General features: G+C 43.8%; 12 protein-coding genes. 8 read left to right on the top strand and 4 right to left on the bottom strand.

Going from position 1 to position 14,672, the window contains the following annotated elements:
* The first annotated feature begins 180 nt into the window (after nucleotides 1-180).
* The 7 genes from pspF to HGG78_RS04110 all read left to right on the top strand — a co-directional run bounded on the left by pspF (nucleotide 181) and on the right by HGG78_RS04110 (nucleotide 7,311).
* The gene (gene pspF, locus HGG78_RS04140) at nucleotides 181-1,182 is read left to right on the top strand and encodes a phage shock protein operon transcriptional activator (protein WP_172532156.1); all 1,002 of its coding nucleotides are present in this window, start codon (nucleotides 181-183) and stop codon (nucleotides 1,180-1,182) included.
* 96 nt (nucleotides 1,183-1,278) lie between these two features.
* Nucleotides 1,279-2,898: an ABC transporter substrate-binding protein SapA gene (sapA, locus tag HGG78_RS04135; protein ID WP_168522390.1), complete on the top strand. Its 1,620-nt coding sequence runs from the start codon at nucleotides 1,279-1,281 to the stop codon at nucleotides 2,896-2,898.
* Nucleotides 2,898-3,860 carry an ABC transporter permease subunit gene (locus HGG78_RS04130; RefSeq protein WP_172532155.1) on the top strand — a complete coding sequence of 321 codons (963 nt, stop codon included), beginning with the start codon at nucleotides 2,898-2,900 and terminating at the stop codon, nucleotides 3,858-3,860. The genes sapA and HGG78_RS04130 overlap by 1 nt, the downstream gene beginning before the upstream one ends.
* Nucleotides 3,847-4,734, top strand: a complete 888-nt coding sequence (locus tag HGG78_RS04125; protein ID WP_053309945.1) for an ABC transporter permease subunit — start codon at nucleotides 3,847-3,849, stop codon at nucleotides 4,732-4,734. The genes HGG78_RS04130 and HGG78_RS04125 overlap by 14 nt, the downstream gene beginning before the upstream one ends.
* On the top strand, nucleotides 4,734-5,729 hold the full coding sequence (locus HGG78_RS04120; RefSeq protein ID WP_053309946.1) for a peptide ABC transporter ATP-binding protein: 996 nt from the start codon (nucleotides 4,734-4,736) through the stop codon (nucleotides 5,727-5,729). Before HGG78_RS04125 ends, HGG78_RS04120 begins: the two co-directional genes overlap by 1 nt.
* 2 nt (nucleotides 5,730-5,731) lie before the next feature.
* On the top strand, nucleotides 5,732-6,520 hold the full coding sequence (locus tag HGG78_RS04115; protein WP_053310441.1) for a peptide ABC transporter ATP-binding protein: 789 nt from the start codon (nucleotides 5,732-5,734) through the stop codon (nucleotides 6,518-6,520).
* Nucleotides 6,521-6,528: 8 nt separating this feature from the next.
* Entirely contained in the window at nucleotides 6,529-7,311 is a 783-nt protein-coding gene (locus HGG78_RS04110) for a DUF2927 domain-containing protein (protein ID WP_216835439.1), read from the top strand.
* 69 nt (nucleotides 7,312-7,380) lie between these two features.
* Here HGG78_RS04110 and HGG78_RS04105 read toward each other — a convergent pair whose 3' ends face one another.
* Both HGG78_RS04105 and HGG78_RS04100 read right to left on the bottom strand, forming a co-directional pair.
* Nucleotides 7,381-7,773, bottom strand: a complete 393-nt coding sequence (locus HGG78_RS04105) for a DUF2750 domain-containing protein (protein WP_053310442.1) — start codon at nucleotides 7,771-7,773, stop codon at nucleotides 7,381-7,383.
* An 86-nt stretch (nucleotides 7,774-7,859) separates the two neighbouring features.
* Nucleotides 7,860-8,765, bottom strand: a complete 906-nt coding sequence (locus HGG78_RS04100; RefSeq protein WP_053309948.1) for a manganese-dependent inorganic pyrophosphatase — start codon at nucleotides 8,763-8,765, stop codon at nucleotides 7,860-7,862.
* Between the two features lie 227 nt (nucleotides 8,766-8,992).
* Between HGG78_RS04100 and HGG78_RS04095 the strand changes: the two genes are divergently transcribed.
* Entirely contained in the window at nucleotides 8,993-10,186 is a 1,194-nt protein-coding gene (locus HGG78_RS04095; RefSeq protein WP_172532154.1) for a putative manganese transporter, read from the top strand.
* 101 nt (nucleotides 10,187-10,287) lie between these two features.
* Here HGG78_RS04095 and HGG78_RS04090 read toward each other — a convergent pair whose 3' ends face one another.
* Together HGG78_RS04090 and torA are read right to left on the bottom strand one after the other, a co-directional pair.
* Nucleotides 10,288-12,024 carry a glycoside hydrolase family 36 protein gene (locus HGG78_RS04090; RefSeq protein ID WP_172532153.1) on the bottom strand — a complete coding sequence of 579 codons (1,737 nt, stop codon included), beginning with the start codon at nucleotides 12,022-12,024 and terminating at the stop codon, nucleotides 10,288-10,290.
* Nucleotides 12,025-12,208: 184 nt separating this feature from the next.
* Entirely contained in the window at nucleotides 12,209-14,671 is a 2,463-nt protein-coding gene (gene torA, locus HGG78_RS04085) for a trimethylamine-N-oxide reductase TorA (RefSeq protein WP_172532152.1), read from the bottom strand.
* Nucleotide 14,672 lies beyond the last annotated feature (1 nt).

Here is a 14,672-nt window from a genome sequence, read left to right as displayed (position 1 = left end):
TTTGAACACATCAAAGCCTTATGATGCAAATGTATAAACAACATTCATGCCAGCATTTAATTCATTATCAATCAAATAGTTAAGTAATTGATTAATAATAATCACATTGTGCTATGATAAAAAAAACCAACTATTGGTAAATTTAACCTGACCATTTTCAAATATTTGGAGAGATAAAGTATGCAACAAAACTTAATTGGAGAATCCCCAAGCTTTCTCTCGGTATTGGATAAGGTCTCAAAGCTGGCTCGTATTGATCGACCCGTTTTAATCGTTGGTGAACGCGGTACAGGTAAAGAGTTGATCGCTCAACGGCTGCACTATTTGTCTAAGCGCTGGGACCAACCACTTATTTCACTCAACTGCTCAACGCTCAGTGAAGGGTTAATCGACTCCGAATTGTTTGGTCATGAATCAGGCGCTTTCACTGGCTCAAAAGGACGCCACCAAGGGCGCTTTGAGCGCGCAGAAGGAGGAACCTTGTTTCTCGATGAACTCGCCACAGCCCCATTTTCAGTGCAAGAAAAATTACTCAGAGTGATTGAATATGGACAATACGAACGTGTCGGGGGTAGTCAATTATTGAATGCCAACGTACGCGTCGTTTGTGCCACTAACGCTAATCTTCCTCAATTGGCACAGCAAGGGAAGTTTCGCGCAGATTTACTCGACAGGTTAGCGTTCGATGTGATCCAACTGCCACCACTGAGGGAAAGAAAAGAAGACATTATTCTACTCGCCGAGTACTACGCCATAAAAATGTGCCGAGAACTCAATCTAAGTTTATTCGTTGGGTTTGGCTTTGATGCAATACAGCAACTTCAGCACTATGCTTGGCCCGGTAACGTGCGAGAACTAAAAAACGTTGTAGAACGCGCTGTCTATCAACACGGTGATACTGAACAACCTATTGATAACTTGATATTTGACCCATTCACCAGTCAATGGCATCTACAAGATGATGGCAATAATAACGCAATCAACCATACTAGTGATAGCCACTTTGATTTTCCTATGGATTACAAAAAATGGCAGGAAGAGCAGGACAAAATACTGCTGACCCAAGCTCTCGAAAAGAGCAAATTTAACCAAAGACAAGCGGCAGAATTGTTGGGGTTGAGCTACCACCAATTACGAGGCATGGTAAGAAAATACCAACTCGTAGGAATGAATAGTGATTAACCCTGTGTTTAGTACAACAAAAAATGGTAGATTATCAGGATTTTGAGGCATAATGATTAGCTTTGTTTGCCTTACTTCTCACAGTTATTTTTCATTATGAAAACATTATTACGATTCACGCTAGCAATATGCAGCTTTAGCCTACTCGCAGGCTGTGGCGATCAAATTGACCATAGTAAAATTCGCCAAAGCGGATTCGTATATTGTGGTCACGGCAGCCCTACAACGTTTAACCCTCAGCTGGTTGATAATGGCATCACATCAGAAGCACTGAGCCCACAACTGTATGACACTCTATTGCAGCTAGACGCTGATACCTTGCAACCGCTACCCAATTTAGCAACCAGTTGGAGCGTGAATAAAGCCGGCACTGAATATACATTTAATCTTAGATCTGGTGTTTACTTTCAAACCACCGCTTGGTTTAGCCCTACGCGTGAGCTGAACGCCGATGATGTGACATTCAGCTTTCGGCGCATTATCGATTCAAGCAATCCCTTTCATTACGTAAATGGTGGCGCTTATCCATGGTTTGCTGGTATTGATTTCAAAAATCTGTTGATTGATGTTCAAGCCATTGACGATCTAACGGTCAAATTTATCCTTAGTCGCCCTGACAACTCATTTTTATCCAACATATCAACAAGCCATGCGGTCATTCTATCTTACGAATATGCAAACCAATTGATTATTGATGATGAAAAAGCCTTGATAGATAGCTTGCCTGTCGGCACGGGGCCGTTTTATCTTGATGAATTTAAAGTCAATGATCTCATTCGTCTACGTCGCAATGGTCGTTACTGGAATGGCCCTGCAAAAATGGAACAGGTGGTATTTGATATTTCAAATAGAGGTACTGGTACATTGGCAAAATTACTGCGACACGAATGTGATGTGCTAAGTTCTCCAATCTCAAGTCAGATACCTATTGTTGAGCAACAACCTGAGCTCACACTTCAAGCGAAGCCAGCAATGAATGTTGCATTTATTGCGGTTAATACCTCACACCCTGCACTGCATAATGCCAGTGTGCGTAAAGCGCTGAATTTCGCTATCAACCGCCAAAATATCTTAGACTCGGTCTACTACGGCACTGGCAGTATTGCTTATAATCTTCTGCCGCCATCATCTTGGGCCTATCAAAAAGATAGTATTCAAATTCGTTATGACCGCAACTATGCTATCGCGTTGCTTAAAGAAGCAGGATATTACGGCAACTTGGAGCTCACCATGTCTGTACCAACGGAGCCAAGAGCGTACAATCCAAGCCCACGCAAAACAGCAGAGTTAATTCAAGCAAACTTCGCCGACATAGGAATAAAACTAAACTTGCTGACTGAAGACCGCCTAAATCGGTCTGATATGGTACAAAACGAAAATGTTGACCTATTTTTGACGGGCTGGATTGGCGATACCGGAGATCCTGATAACTTTTTAAGACCACTGCTCTCTTGTAACTCAAACCGTGCAGGTCTTAATGTCGCCATGTGGTGCAATAACGATTTTGATTTCCTATTAGATTTAGCCTTAGAAGTCGATAAAACACGCTACCGACTGAATTTATACAAACAGGCACAGAATATTTTGAACGAAGAATTCCCCGTGATCCCTCTGGCACACGGAATGCAATTCAAAGCCTATAACAGTAACTTAACTGGCTTTAAGTTGAGTCCATTCAATGTTCAACCATTCAACCGTGTTGAGAGGGTGAAATAGTGTTTTTATATACCGTTCGTAGGCTCAATTTATTTATCATCACGTTGCTGATTTTAACACTGGTCGGGTTTCATCTACTACGATTAGACCCTACATCACCGTGGGCAATGCAAGGTTTTTGGTCCGGCTGGTCGACTTACTTAAGTGAGCTTATGCAGCTAAATTTTGGGGTCAACCACAATGGTGTTGCCATTGTCGATGAGCTGACTGTCGTCTTTCCTGCTACATTAGAACTGTGTTTAATCGCATTCACACTGTCGCTATTAATTGGTATTCCACTCGGTACATTGGCCGGCATGAAACAGGGCAAATGGATCGATACCGTCATTTCATTTACTTCCATGTCAGGGTATTCCGCGCCACTTTTTTGGGTTGCCCTACTGATGATTATGGTGTTCTCACTACACTATGAAATGTTCCCCGTTGCTGGACGATATGATCTTCTCTACCAAGTCGAACATGTCACCGGTTTTGCTTTGATTGATGCTTTTTTTGCTGAAGGAGTTTACCGCGCCCATGCATTGCAAAGCGTTATTGAACATATGGCTTTACCTTGCTTCGTTCTCGCTTTAGCTCCCACGACGCAAGTCGTGCGTTTAATGAGAGCCTCCGTTGCGGATGTGATGTCGCAAAATTATATTCGTGCAGCAAGGATTAAAGGTCTAAGCAATCATGAAATTGTTACCCAACATGTGCTTAGAAATGCGATCCCTCCGATTATTCCTAAATTTGGCGTGCAATTATCGGGCATGCTTACTCTGGCTATTATTACAGAGTCTATTTTCAACTGGCCTGGAATTGGGCGTTGGCTGCTAGATGCCCTATCAAATCAAGATTACGCATCGATTCAAGCCGGCGTGATTGTGGTAGGCGTATTAGTACTGGCTGCCAACACCCTATCTGATTTGATTGGCGCCATGATCAACCCGCTAGTAAGGAAGGAATGGTATGCTAACAAATAACGTATATCAGGAAGAGCATATCCCAACGCAGTTTGAGCGTTTTTGGCGCAGCTATCGTGCCAACAGTTTGGCGATGTTTGGGCTATGGTGCTTAGTACTTATTGTTTTAATTACAGTAACGTCACCTTGGATAACGCCTCATGATCCGCAACTCCAAAGCGGAGAGTTACTCATTCCTCCTTCGTGGGATCCAGCCGGAACTGTTGAATATTTCCTTGGTACTGATGATTTAGGGCGAGATATTATCTCTCGCTTAATTGATGGCTCTCAGTTCACCTTTGGTGCTGCCGTTATCATTACATTAATTGCTGCATTGATAGGCTGCTTTATCGGTATCATGGCAGGTATGACCAAGGGGCTTCTATCAAGTACATTGAACCACTTACTCGATACGGTGATGTCCATCCCCTCTCTGCTTTTGGCCATTATCTTCGTTGCTTTACTCGGGTTTGGTGAGTTCAATATATTACTCGCCATTGGTTTAGCTCTCATTCCACGTTTTATACGCTCAGTCTATATTGCGGTCCATAACGAAGTTGAGAAAGATTATATCCTCGCCGCACGATTAGATGGTGCCAATGATTTTTATTTATTGTGGAACTCCATTTTACCCAACGTGCTTGCTGTCATTGCAAGCGAAATGACACTTGCTCTGTCGGTTGCTATTTTAGATATTTCAGCGCTTGGGTTTCTTGGGCTTGGCGCGCAGGCACCAAGTACTGAATGGGGAGCAATATTGGGTGATTCCGTAGAGCTGATTTACTTAGCACCTTGGACCGTTACCCTACCCGGGCTGGCCATTATGTTTACGGTTATCACCATTAACCTAGTCGGTGAAGGCGTACGCCAAGCTTTAAATGCAGGGGTTGAATAATGCCGTTATTAGATATTCGCCACCTCACCATTGAAATCGATACACCGCAAGGCTTAGTTAAAGCGGTTGACCGCATGAGTTTGACCATGAATGAAGGTGAAATTCGCGGCCTAGTGGGTGAGTCAGGTTCAGGAAAAAGTCTCGTAGCAAAAGCTATTGTTGGTATCTGCAAAGATAACTGGACGGTCACCGCAGACCGAATGCGTCTGGGCAATATTGATTTGTTGCAACTGACTGCACGAGAACGCAGACGCGTCATTGCCCGCGATATTGCTATGATCTTTCAAGAACCATCAACCTGTTTGGACCCATCAGAAGAAGTCGGCAAGCAGTTGATAGAGTCCATTCCATCTCGTACCTTTGAAGGCAAGTGGTGGCAACGTTTCAAATGGCGTAAAAAACAAGCCAAGGCTTTACTACATAAGGTCGGCATTAAAGATCATACTCGCGTCATGAACAGCTACCCTTATGAACTGACCGATGGGGAATGCCAAAAAGTCATGATTGCAATGGCGATTGCAACCAAACCAAAATTGTTGATCGCCGATGAACCGACCAACGATTTAGACCCGATCACTCAATCGCAAATTTTGCGTTTGTTGAGCCGCATGAATCAAGTCAATAACACCACTATTTTGCTAATTGGCCACGACTTAACGACCATCACACAATGGGCGACCCGCATTACGGTCATGTATTGCGGGCAATCTGTTGAATCAGCCGATACCCCAAAAATTTTGAGTGAGCCCAAGCACCCCTATACTGTCGCATTGCTTAAAGCGATGCCTGACTTTAGTGACTGGATTCCCCATAAAGAAAAACTACAGTCTTTGCCCGGTTCTATTCCACCACTACAACATTTACCAATTGGTTGTCGCTTGGGGCCTCGTTGCCCATATGCTCAACGTCAATGCGTTGAAATACCTTATCCGCAACGGATAAAAAACCATAAGTTTTCTTGTCACTTTCCGTTAAATATGGAGCAATCATCATGAGCATGACCACTTCACTGCTAGAAGTTAACGGATTATCCAAAGATTTCGTCACTCGATCTGGACTGTTTCGCAAGAAAATACAGCACGCGGTGAAACCGGTCAGCTTTACCCTCGATGCAGGACAAACGATCGGCTTTATTGGTCAAAATGGTTCAGGTAAATCGACGCTAGCACGGATGATCTCCGGTATGGTTGAACCTACTTCTGGAGAAATCCGAGTAAATGGTGAGCTTCTTGAGCACAAAGATTACTCAACGCGTTGTAAACTCATTCGCATGATTTTCCAAGACCCGAATACATCATTAAACCCGCGTATTCAGATCGGACGCATTCTTGAAGGGCCACTCAAACGAAATACTAATATGCCCGTCGAGGCTCGCATGAAGCGCGTAAAAGAGACGCTTTTACGGGTTGGTTTATTGCCAGAACATGCTTATTTCTATCCGCAGATGTTAGCGACAGGACAAAAGCAACGTGTCTGCTTAGCTCGCGCCCTTATTCTGCAACCGTCGATCATCGTCGCGGATGAAGCACTCAATGGCTTAGATATGGCAATGCGTTCACAGATCATCAATCTGTTTCTAGAGCTACAAGAAGAAATGGGCGTTTCATTTGTCTATGTTTCTCAACACATTGGTATTGTGAAGCACATTACCGACAAAATTATGGTGATGCATGAGGGCGAAGTCGTCGAATCTGGCGATACTCAAACGGTATTAGCCAATCCAGAACACCCGATCACTCAGCGTATGATTGAAAGCCATTTCAATAAAGCGCCTTACTTCAAATAGGAAAAACTTTGCTAGGGAAAGTGAGATTAGCGGCCTGTTTATTGCTCGTTTTTAGCGCTTCCGCTTGGGCCTATAGCGAAACATGGAAGGACAAAAGCTTTATCAGTAAGGCGTTCGTCCAAGTTGCATTGCGTAACGAATATAACGCAGGCAAATACCCCTTAGTCAAATGGGCACAACCGGTAAAAATATGGGTACAGCATGACGTGGCCGATAAAGCCTTGCATGACGAACTGGTTGACTTGCATCTTCAGCACTTAGCGTTGGTGACACATCACCCTATTTATCGAGTCTCTAACCGTGATGAAGCCAACGTAACGTGGATTTTTACCAAAGAAGCCAAATGGGAAAATGAAGTAGCAACACATATTGGCAAAAGCAGCTTGGGGGTTTTAAATAATTCAATCTGTATCGCCAACTACACAACCGATATTGGCACTCATGAGATCATAAAAGCGGTAGTCATTATTCCTGTCGATAAAGCCCATGAGCGCGGTAAACTGCTCGCTTGTATTGTTGAAGAAATAACGCAAGCACTTGGCCTGCCTAATGATTCACAACAAGCCTACCCTTCAATATTTAATGATGAAACACCGGAAGAACTATTGTCTCCACTTGATGTTATCTTATTGAGTATGCTTTATGACAAACGACTAAAAACGGGGATGAAAGAAAAGGAAGTTAAAAACGTTATTCAGTCGATACTTAAAGAGTATGAACAACAGGGTGTACTGAATAATGCTGTCACCCTGTCAAAATCCGCACCTCTTTATCAGCTCATAGGCTATTGAGCCACCGATAAAAATCAACCACCAAACTCATCGACTGCTAATAAATTGAGCGCTCTGATAGGTTGTGGATTAACGCTGCTTTGCTTGCTGCTTCTTCAATTCAAAATCGAACTCATCAGGAAACAGTACCACGCCTTCTTCACGTTCGTTAGGAAATACAACCACAGAAAGTTCATCATCTTCTAGGCCTGTGGTCCAGCGACTGTGCCACTTATTGAGAGAGATTGATTCAGGTTGGCATGCTTCCCATTCACCGGTAGCCCACGCTGCTGCGAACTCTTGATTTGGCCACACAGGCACACAATCATCATCTTCCGTGTTCAGCATCACACAACCGTGTTCGTCTTTTAGAATCCAAACTTCACGATTCACTACTATTTCTTTAACACAATATTTAAAGCGATCTTCTTCATTGTAGCGATTGATGGTTTCGATCTGTTCTGCGCTAAGTGCTTTCGCCATAATCATTCTCCGGTTGTCTCATAGAAAACGCCCACAGTGTAACACTGCGGGCGTTTTATTTATCGTAAATTTAAGGGATGAGCTTACTATACTAATTCAGCTTGAAGCCAAGGCCAGCCTTGCTTCTTACGGCTTAGCGTATTTTCCATCATCAACATGCCATCTTTCTGGTGCTTAGCTAGCTTCTCAGCCCACTCACCAGTGTAAAGCAAACGGGTTTGCGCAGTAGTGATATCGGTTAGCATCACAGCGGCAAAAGCAAGATTGTCTTCTTCACAACGACGAACAAGATCCGCTTCAATTGCTTCAATCATGCCATCAACCTGCTCAAGCGTTGCTAGTTCCACTTGGCCTACCACAACATCACGGCCGTTAAATGGATAGCCTTTTAGATCTTTTTCTACCAATTCAGCAGCAGACAAGCCTTCAATATCTGTTTTCGCAATAAGAAGATCTTTAATGAATGCGTCAACGTCTTGTACATCAGCAATTTCAGCCAGTTCTGCAACTGCATCTTTGTCTTTTTGCGTACACGTTGGTGAAGCAAAACCGACCGTGTCAGACAAAATTGCAGACATCATTAGTTTAGCAACCTGTTGAGAAATCGTGTGACCTTCAATCTTGAACATGTTGAACAGAACAGTGTTAGTACAACCAACAGGCCAGATCCAAGCTTCCATTGGGTTTACTGTCATCACGTCACCTAGACGGTGGTGATCAACAATACCTAAGATTTCAGCTTCAGCGACATCGTCAGGTGCTTGTGCTAGATCTGAGTAATCTACTAACCAAATTTTTTCACCAGCAACAGAAGTGCGTAATTCTGGAGACTCTGCGCCAGCGACTTCTAGGATGTGCTGAGTTTCGCGATTGATTTCACCTTGACGGATCGGCATAGCCTCTTGACCACGAGCTTTTAGCAGCTCAGTTGCCACAAGTGCACTACAAATACTATCGCTATCTGGGTTCTTATGACCGACAACTAGAATCATCTTTCTTCCTATTTATTGCTATTTGATTTGATGGCCTATCTATGTTGATAGGCGAAATTGCTCATAAAGGCCGTTACTTTACCTTATTTTCAGAATTTGTCATGAGTTGCTACTAAGAAATTCTTTTCAAAAATTAACAACTCTCAATTGCGAATAATTATCAATAGCATATAATGATAACGATTCTCATTTCACCAACATGAGCAATGAATTTTATAAGGTGTGCTATGAACTCAATCAAATGGTCTAACTCAGCTTTTGCTCCCTCACAATTTAACTGTGGTTACCAACGGTTAGCTCTGCCATTGTTATTGATCATATTGCTGTTTAATGAGCATACTCGCTCGCTCTCATTAGGCGCTCTTTCTGATGCATTCTGGGCCGTATCAACTTATGTCGCGTTGACCTTGACCTGCTATCACTACTTATCTCGTTATATGAGCTCTGCTCACTGGCTGGTTTTGGCGTACCAAAAATCAAGGCACATCCAAGTTATTATTGCTTCTTTACTGGGTGCGCTGCCCGGATGTGGTGGAGCCATTGTCGTTACAACGCAATTTGTTAGTGGACGCGTTGGTTTTGGGGCATTGGTTGCGGTATTAACCTCTACCATGGGGGACGCAGCATTTTTACTATTAGCAAGTAAACCACTCACAGGATTGGGCGTTATTAGTATCGGAATTATTACTGGTTGTCTGACCGGATTTGTGATCAATTATTTTCATGATGATGCTTTCTTACGCCCACAGAAAAGTCAGCTTCAGCTATCACCATCAACAAACTCTCCATCACAACATGTGCAATCAACAGCGCTGAATTTGCAAGGGCTGTTTTGGAAACTATTGTTGATCCCCACTTCTTTTGTTGCGCTCGCCGGATCGTTCCAAATTGATCTTAATGTATTTTTCAATTTAAAGGCTCAAACCATGCAATGGATAGGAGCAATACTTGCCATTATTAGCATGCTACTTTGGTCTCTCACCACAGAACTCGACAGTTATCAATCCACCGTCTCTGAAGATAAAAAAGTGCAAAGTGCCCACCCTATTCAAAAAGCTGCACAAGATACTCACTTTGTCAGTGCGTGGGTCATCATTGCTTTTCTATCATTTGAATTGATTCGTCATTTTTCTGGCTGGGAGCCGATTAAAGATTTAGCTGAATGGGCTGAATGGATGCCTTTACTAGGCGTCGTTGTGGGTTTATTACCAGGTTGTGGGCCTCAAATATTAATCACTAGCTTATACCTTTCTGGTGTAGTGCCATTCTCAACCCAAATTTCAAATGCGATCTCTAACGATGGTGACGCGCTTTTTCCTGCCATTGCATTAGCACCCAAAGCAGCCATGCTCGCCACAGTGTACACTTCAATACCAGCTTTAATCGTAGGATATGGATGCTACTGGTGGTTTGAAATGTAATACCAAACACAGATTGCCGTTTGGTTACATTTCATATTAAACACTGTACCCAAATGACTTGAAGTAGGAGAGGTATACAAAGTGTAAAGCACTACCAAATCCTAACCTGAAGTAATAACAGCACGACTGGTTAAACCGCTCGCCAGTGATACTTCCAGCACCTGAACCGGCTCTACTGATAATTTTTCTCCAGACCAGTAATCATACCAATCCACCGCATAATTGGCCGTTAAGGTGTAATCTTGAGCTTTACCACCATAGTTAAACAGACAGTGCAAATCATTACGATCGGTGAGTTTCAAGAAAGCATGATTAAGCGCCAACGACGTTAATTTTGCCGATTCCTGATTATGTTTGTGCCTAATCATTAGTTTAATTAAGCTCTGTTTCGCAAAACTGGTTAGATCAGGAAGTGGGTCACCTGAAAGCAGTAAGCCACCACAGGCGAGCAGTACATTACGGTGGAATTCGTAGTTTGCGCGCTCGGTCGATTGATTCGGTAAAGAGGTGAATGTGGCACAATCAGGATCAATTTGCCATAACTTACGATGCTGCCAACTTCGGTAGAAAGTCTCTTTTGCTATTTGCTCAAAACGGTGGGCACAGCGATCGACATCATCCGATACCCGCATCGCATCCACCAAACCTAATGATGGCCACATCGGTGCATTACAGCCCAATAACCAGGCATCTCCCGCCCCCTCGGCAATGGCTTGCATTCCAAGTCGATACGCTTCAACCCCCGTAACTCCTGTTTGGTAGCGACGGCCTTTGAGTGTCCCCCAATAATTAGCATCTAGTTTGAATAACTCGACGCCCCACTCTTCTCGCATGGTTTTAACAACATAAGTTAAGTGCTCCTGCACTTCGGGATTGGAAGTATCTAAAATATACCAAGGTGTACAACGCCAGCCTCCATAGGTAACTTCGTCTGCTTTCATTGGCTGGCGATTTGCACCTTGTACGAACCAATCGGGGTGTTCTTTAAATACCTGAGATTCTGCTTGAGCGATAAATGGAGCCAGCCAGATCGCCGGTTTTTTCCCCGCTTGCTTGATATCTTCAATGACGGATTTTACACCACGAGTAAATTTATCCGACGGGGTTAGCCAATCTCCCATAAATGCTTGATAACCGTCATCAAGTAATACCCATTCGAGCTCCGCCAGCTCCCCTTGCATACAAGCTACATTTGATATGACGTGCTGCTCTGTTACGTCTGCATAATAAGCATACCAAGAACACCAGCCGATAGGTGCTTGCTGGGTAACCCCTGAACGAGGCTGATGATGCACCATAATATGTTGAGCATACTCGTGATAAAGCGTAGATAACGACTCCCCTCTTAAGATAACCACCGATTCTAATTGATTTTCGGCCCAATCTTGTGGGTGCGTATTTTCCCCATCAATAGCAGCAACGAGGTAAGAATGTCCTCTCTCTTCAATCATCTCAAAGTATCCGGCAAAACGATGACATGAAGTAAAACCGAACAGTTGATAGCCTGTAGATTCTTCAACCACCAAATAGTTGTAGTACCGTTTTGTATCTTGGGGGGAATAGATACGATAGCTTAAGCTGTTATCTGGACAGCGACCTACATCTTGCGGGTAGTGTGGCTGGCCTGCCGTTTGCGCTAACATTTGGAAACCATCGCCGATCACTTTCGCGTCAGATTCTACGTCGAATAAGAGACGAAATAATGCATAGCGATCAGAAATCGGGGAATTGTGAATTCCCGCATAGGAAAAATGAAGTTCACAACCTTGCAGCTCAGCATTCAAATCCGATTGGAGTAGTTCCACTTCTCGATGGCACGGTAGCAGTATTGTTGTCATGGTAACCTCAGCAAAATGACTGTTATTAACAGTGTCTAATGAATTAATAACTCAGTTAGTTAATTGGGTCACGTTTTATCTTGGTTAACTACTTATCAACCGATTTGTTCAATAATAAGAAAGAATAATGCCAGCTCAAAGGCTGGCATTGCAATATCACTTAAGATGTAAGTCTCTGCTAGGGTTAGACGACTTCTAGTGGTCCACCGAACGACGTTACTGGCGGCACTTTACCGGTAAACTTCTCGAAGTCGACAATACACGTATTGGCTGAAGTCGCCTGCGCTAGCTCAGATGACCCCACATCTAACGTTAAGGTATTTGGATCACCATAAGTACAGATAGCACCATCTTTCTCGCTTAACGGCCCATACCATGCACCTTCTTCGATACGAATAATGCCACGAGGGTAGCTATCTGATAGCACAGCCCCAGCAAGTAACTGACCACGATCGTTATATACTCGAACCAAATCGCCGTCTTTAATACCTTTTTCCTTAGCATCAATCGGGTTGATATAGACAGGTTCACGACCTTGCACCGCGTAAGTTGCACGATACTCTTCAGATTCACACATTTGTGAATGCAGGCGTTTATCAGGGTGACAAGACTGTAACCAGTACGGGTGTTTTTCCGAACCTGGACCGCCATGAGAACGTTCGGTTTTCTCAAACCACATTGGGTGATCTTGGCAATGTTCATAACCATAACGCCCGATTTTACGTGACGTAATTTCAATGAAACCTGATGGCGTACCTAGCGCGTTGATCTCTGGATCTTTACGGAAATCCGCATGACGAACCCAAGGTTTGCCTTCACCAAAATCAAGCACGCTTTGCTCCCAGAATGCATCAAATTCAGGTAGTTCAAATTTACCAGCATTGGCTTTCTTACAATCTTCATACAGTGAACGTACCCACTCCATTTCATCCATTCCACGAGTAAATTCTTCATGGCGACCAAAACGACGAGTGAGTTCAGTGAAAATCTCAAAGTCAGTACGAGATTGGAACAATGGATCCACCAAACGGTGCATTGCAATCAACCCCTTACCTGAGTACGAGCCATAAACATCAATATCATTGCGCTCAAACTGCGTACAAGCTGGCAGTACAATATCAGAGAAACGACACGTTGCAGTCCAAGCAAAATCAACCGTGACTACAGTCTGAAGTTTGCGGAATGCCTTCTTCATGCGGTTACGGTCTTGGTGATGGTGCCACGGGTTATTACCCGAGATAACCATCATCTTATAATCCGGCAATTTTACTTTTGAACCGTTATAACGGATCTCTTTGCCAGGTTCTAACAAACAGTCGACCCAACGCGCAACTGGGATGGTTTTACTGTAGCCGTTGTAGTTCTCGTTATCCCATTTCGGTTTCGAACCCGTATCCAAGTTACGAGGAAAACCACCAGGCGCAGCAAAACCTGTTGATGACACGCCAATACCTGAATAATGGTGTCCGTAGGAGATACCACCACCAGGCAGGCCAATTTGACCAACCATCGCCGCAATAACCGCTCCCGCCCAGTATGGCTGTTCACCATGCTCTTGACGTTGGATACACCAACCAAACAGCAACTGCGTACGACCATTAACTAACATGCGCGCGAATTCGCGTATTTTATCAGCGTTAACACCACAGATTTCCGCCGCCCACTCTGGCGTTTTAACGACTTTATCTTTCGTTTCACCTTGCACATACTGAATGAAGGTATCAAAACCTAGACAGTAGGTTTTGATAAACTCTTTGTCGTAAAGATCCTCGTTATAAAGCACATGCGCTACCGCTAACATAAACGCCACATCAGTCTGTGGGTTAATGTATAAGTGGTCGTTTTCTAGGAAACGTTGTGTTTTGTTCTTGACTGGATCGACCGACAGTACGTTTATCTCTCCTTTTGCTACCTTTTCTTTTAACTGATCAAGGTAAGGGAAAGATTGGTGAGTTTCACAGTTCCAACCGACTTGGAGGTTTTTGACTGGATCGGTTGCCCACAGCACAATATTGTCTGAATTTTCTAAGATTTCAGACCAAGACGTACCTTGTGCATACACTTCTGTTGAACCCAATACATAAGGCAAAATGGTTTGACCAGCTCCTGTAGAATAATCACCTACTTTGCTGATGAAATTGCCGTGCATACCTACGCCACGTTGCATCATCGCTGTACAGTTGTGGAAAGAACCTGTCTGATTCCAACCCGTTTGACCAGCGTGTAATGCCCATGGACCGTAATCTTTCTGAACGCGCTCTAGTTCACGATAAAATAGATCCAACGCCTCATCCCATGTCACTCGAATGAAACGATTATTACCGCGTGTTTCTGCGCTGTACTTATGCTTCTTCAACCAATCAAGACGAACCATTGGGTAACGTACACGAGATGGGCTATAGATAATACCCTTAATACCGTTGAGCATATCGGTTGGGTGAGTATCAGACTCTAAGGGTTTGATCTCTTGAACTTTACCCGCATAGATATGGGCGCGAAACGCGCCCCAGTGAGAACCGGATACCTTCCACGTTCCTGTTGTTTCTGCCGCATTCGCTGCTGTCGAGGCCAGTAAACTAGGACCAATAACCGACGCCGCGCTGGTGGTTGCTACACCTTTAAGAAAACTTCTTCGTGTAATAGCCATT

Source organism: Vibrio aestuarianus (assembly GCF_012395185.1).
Classification (GTDB): Bacteria; Pseudomonadota; Gammaproteobacteria; order Enterobacterales; family Vibrionaceae; genus Vibrio; species Vibrio aestuarianus.
This window is presented reverse-complemented; position numbering and strand designations above follow the sequence as displayed.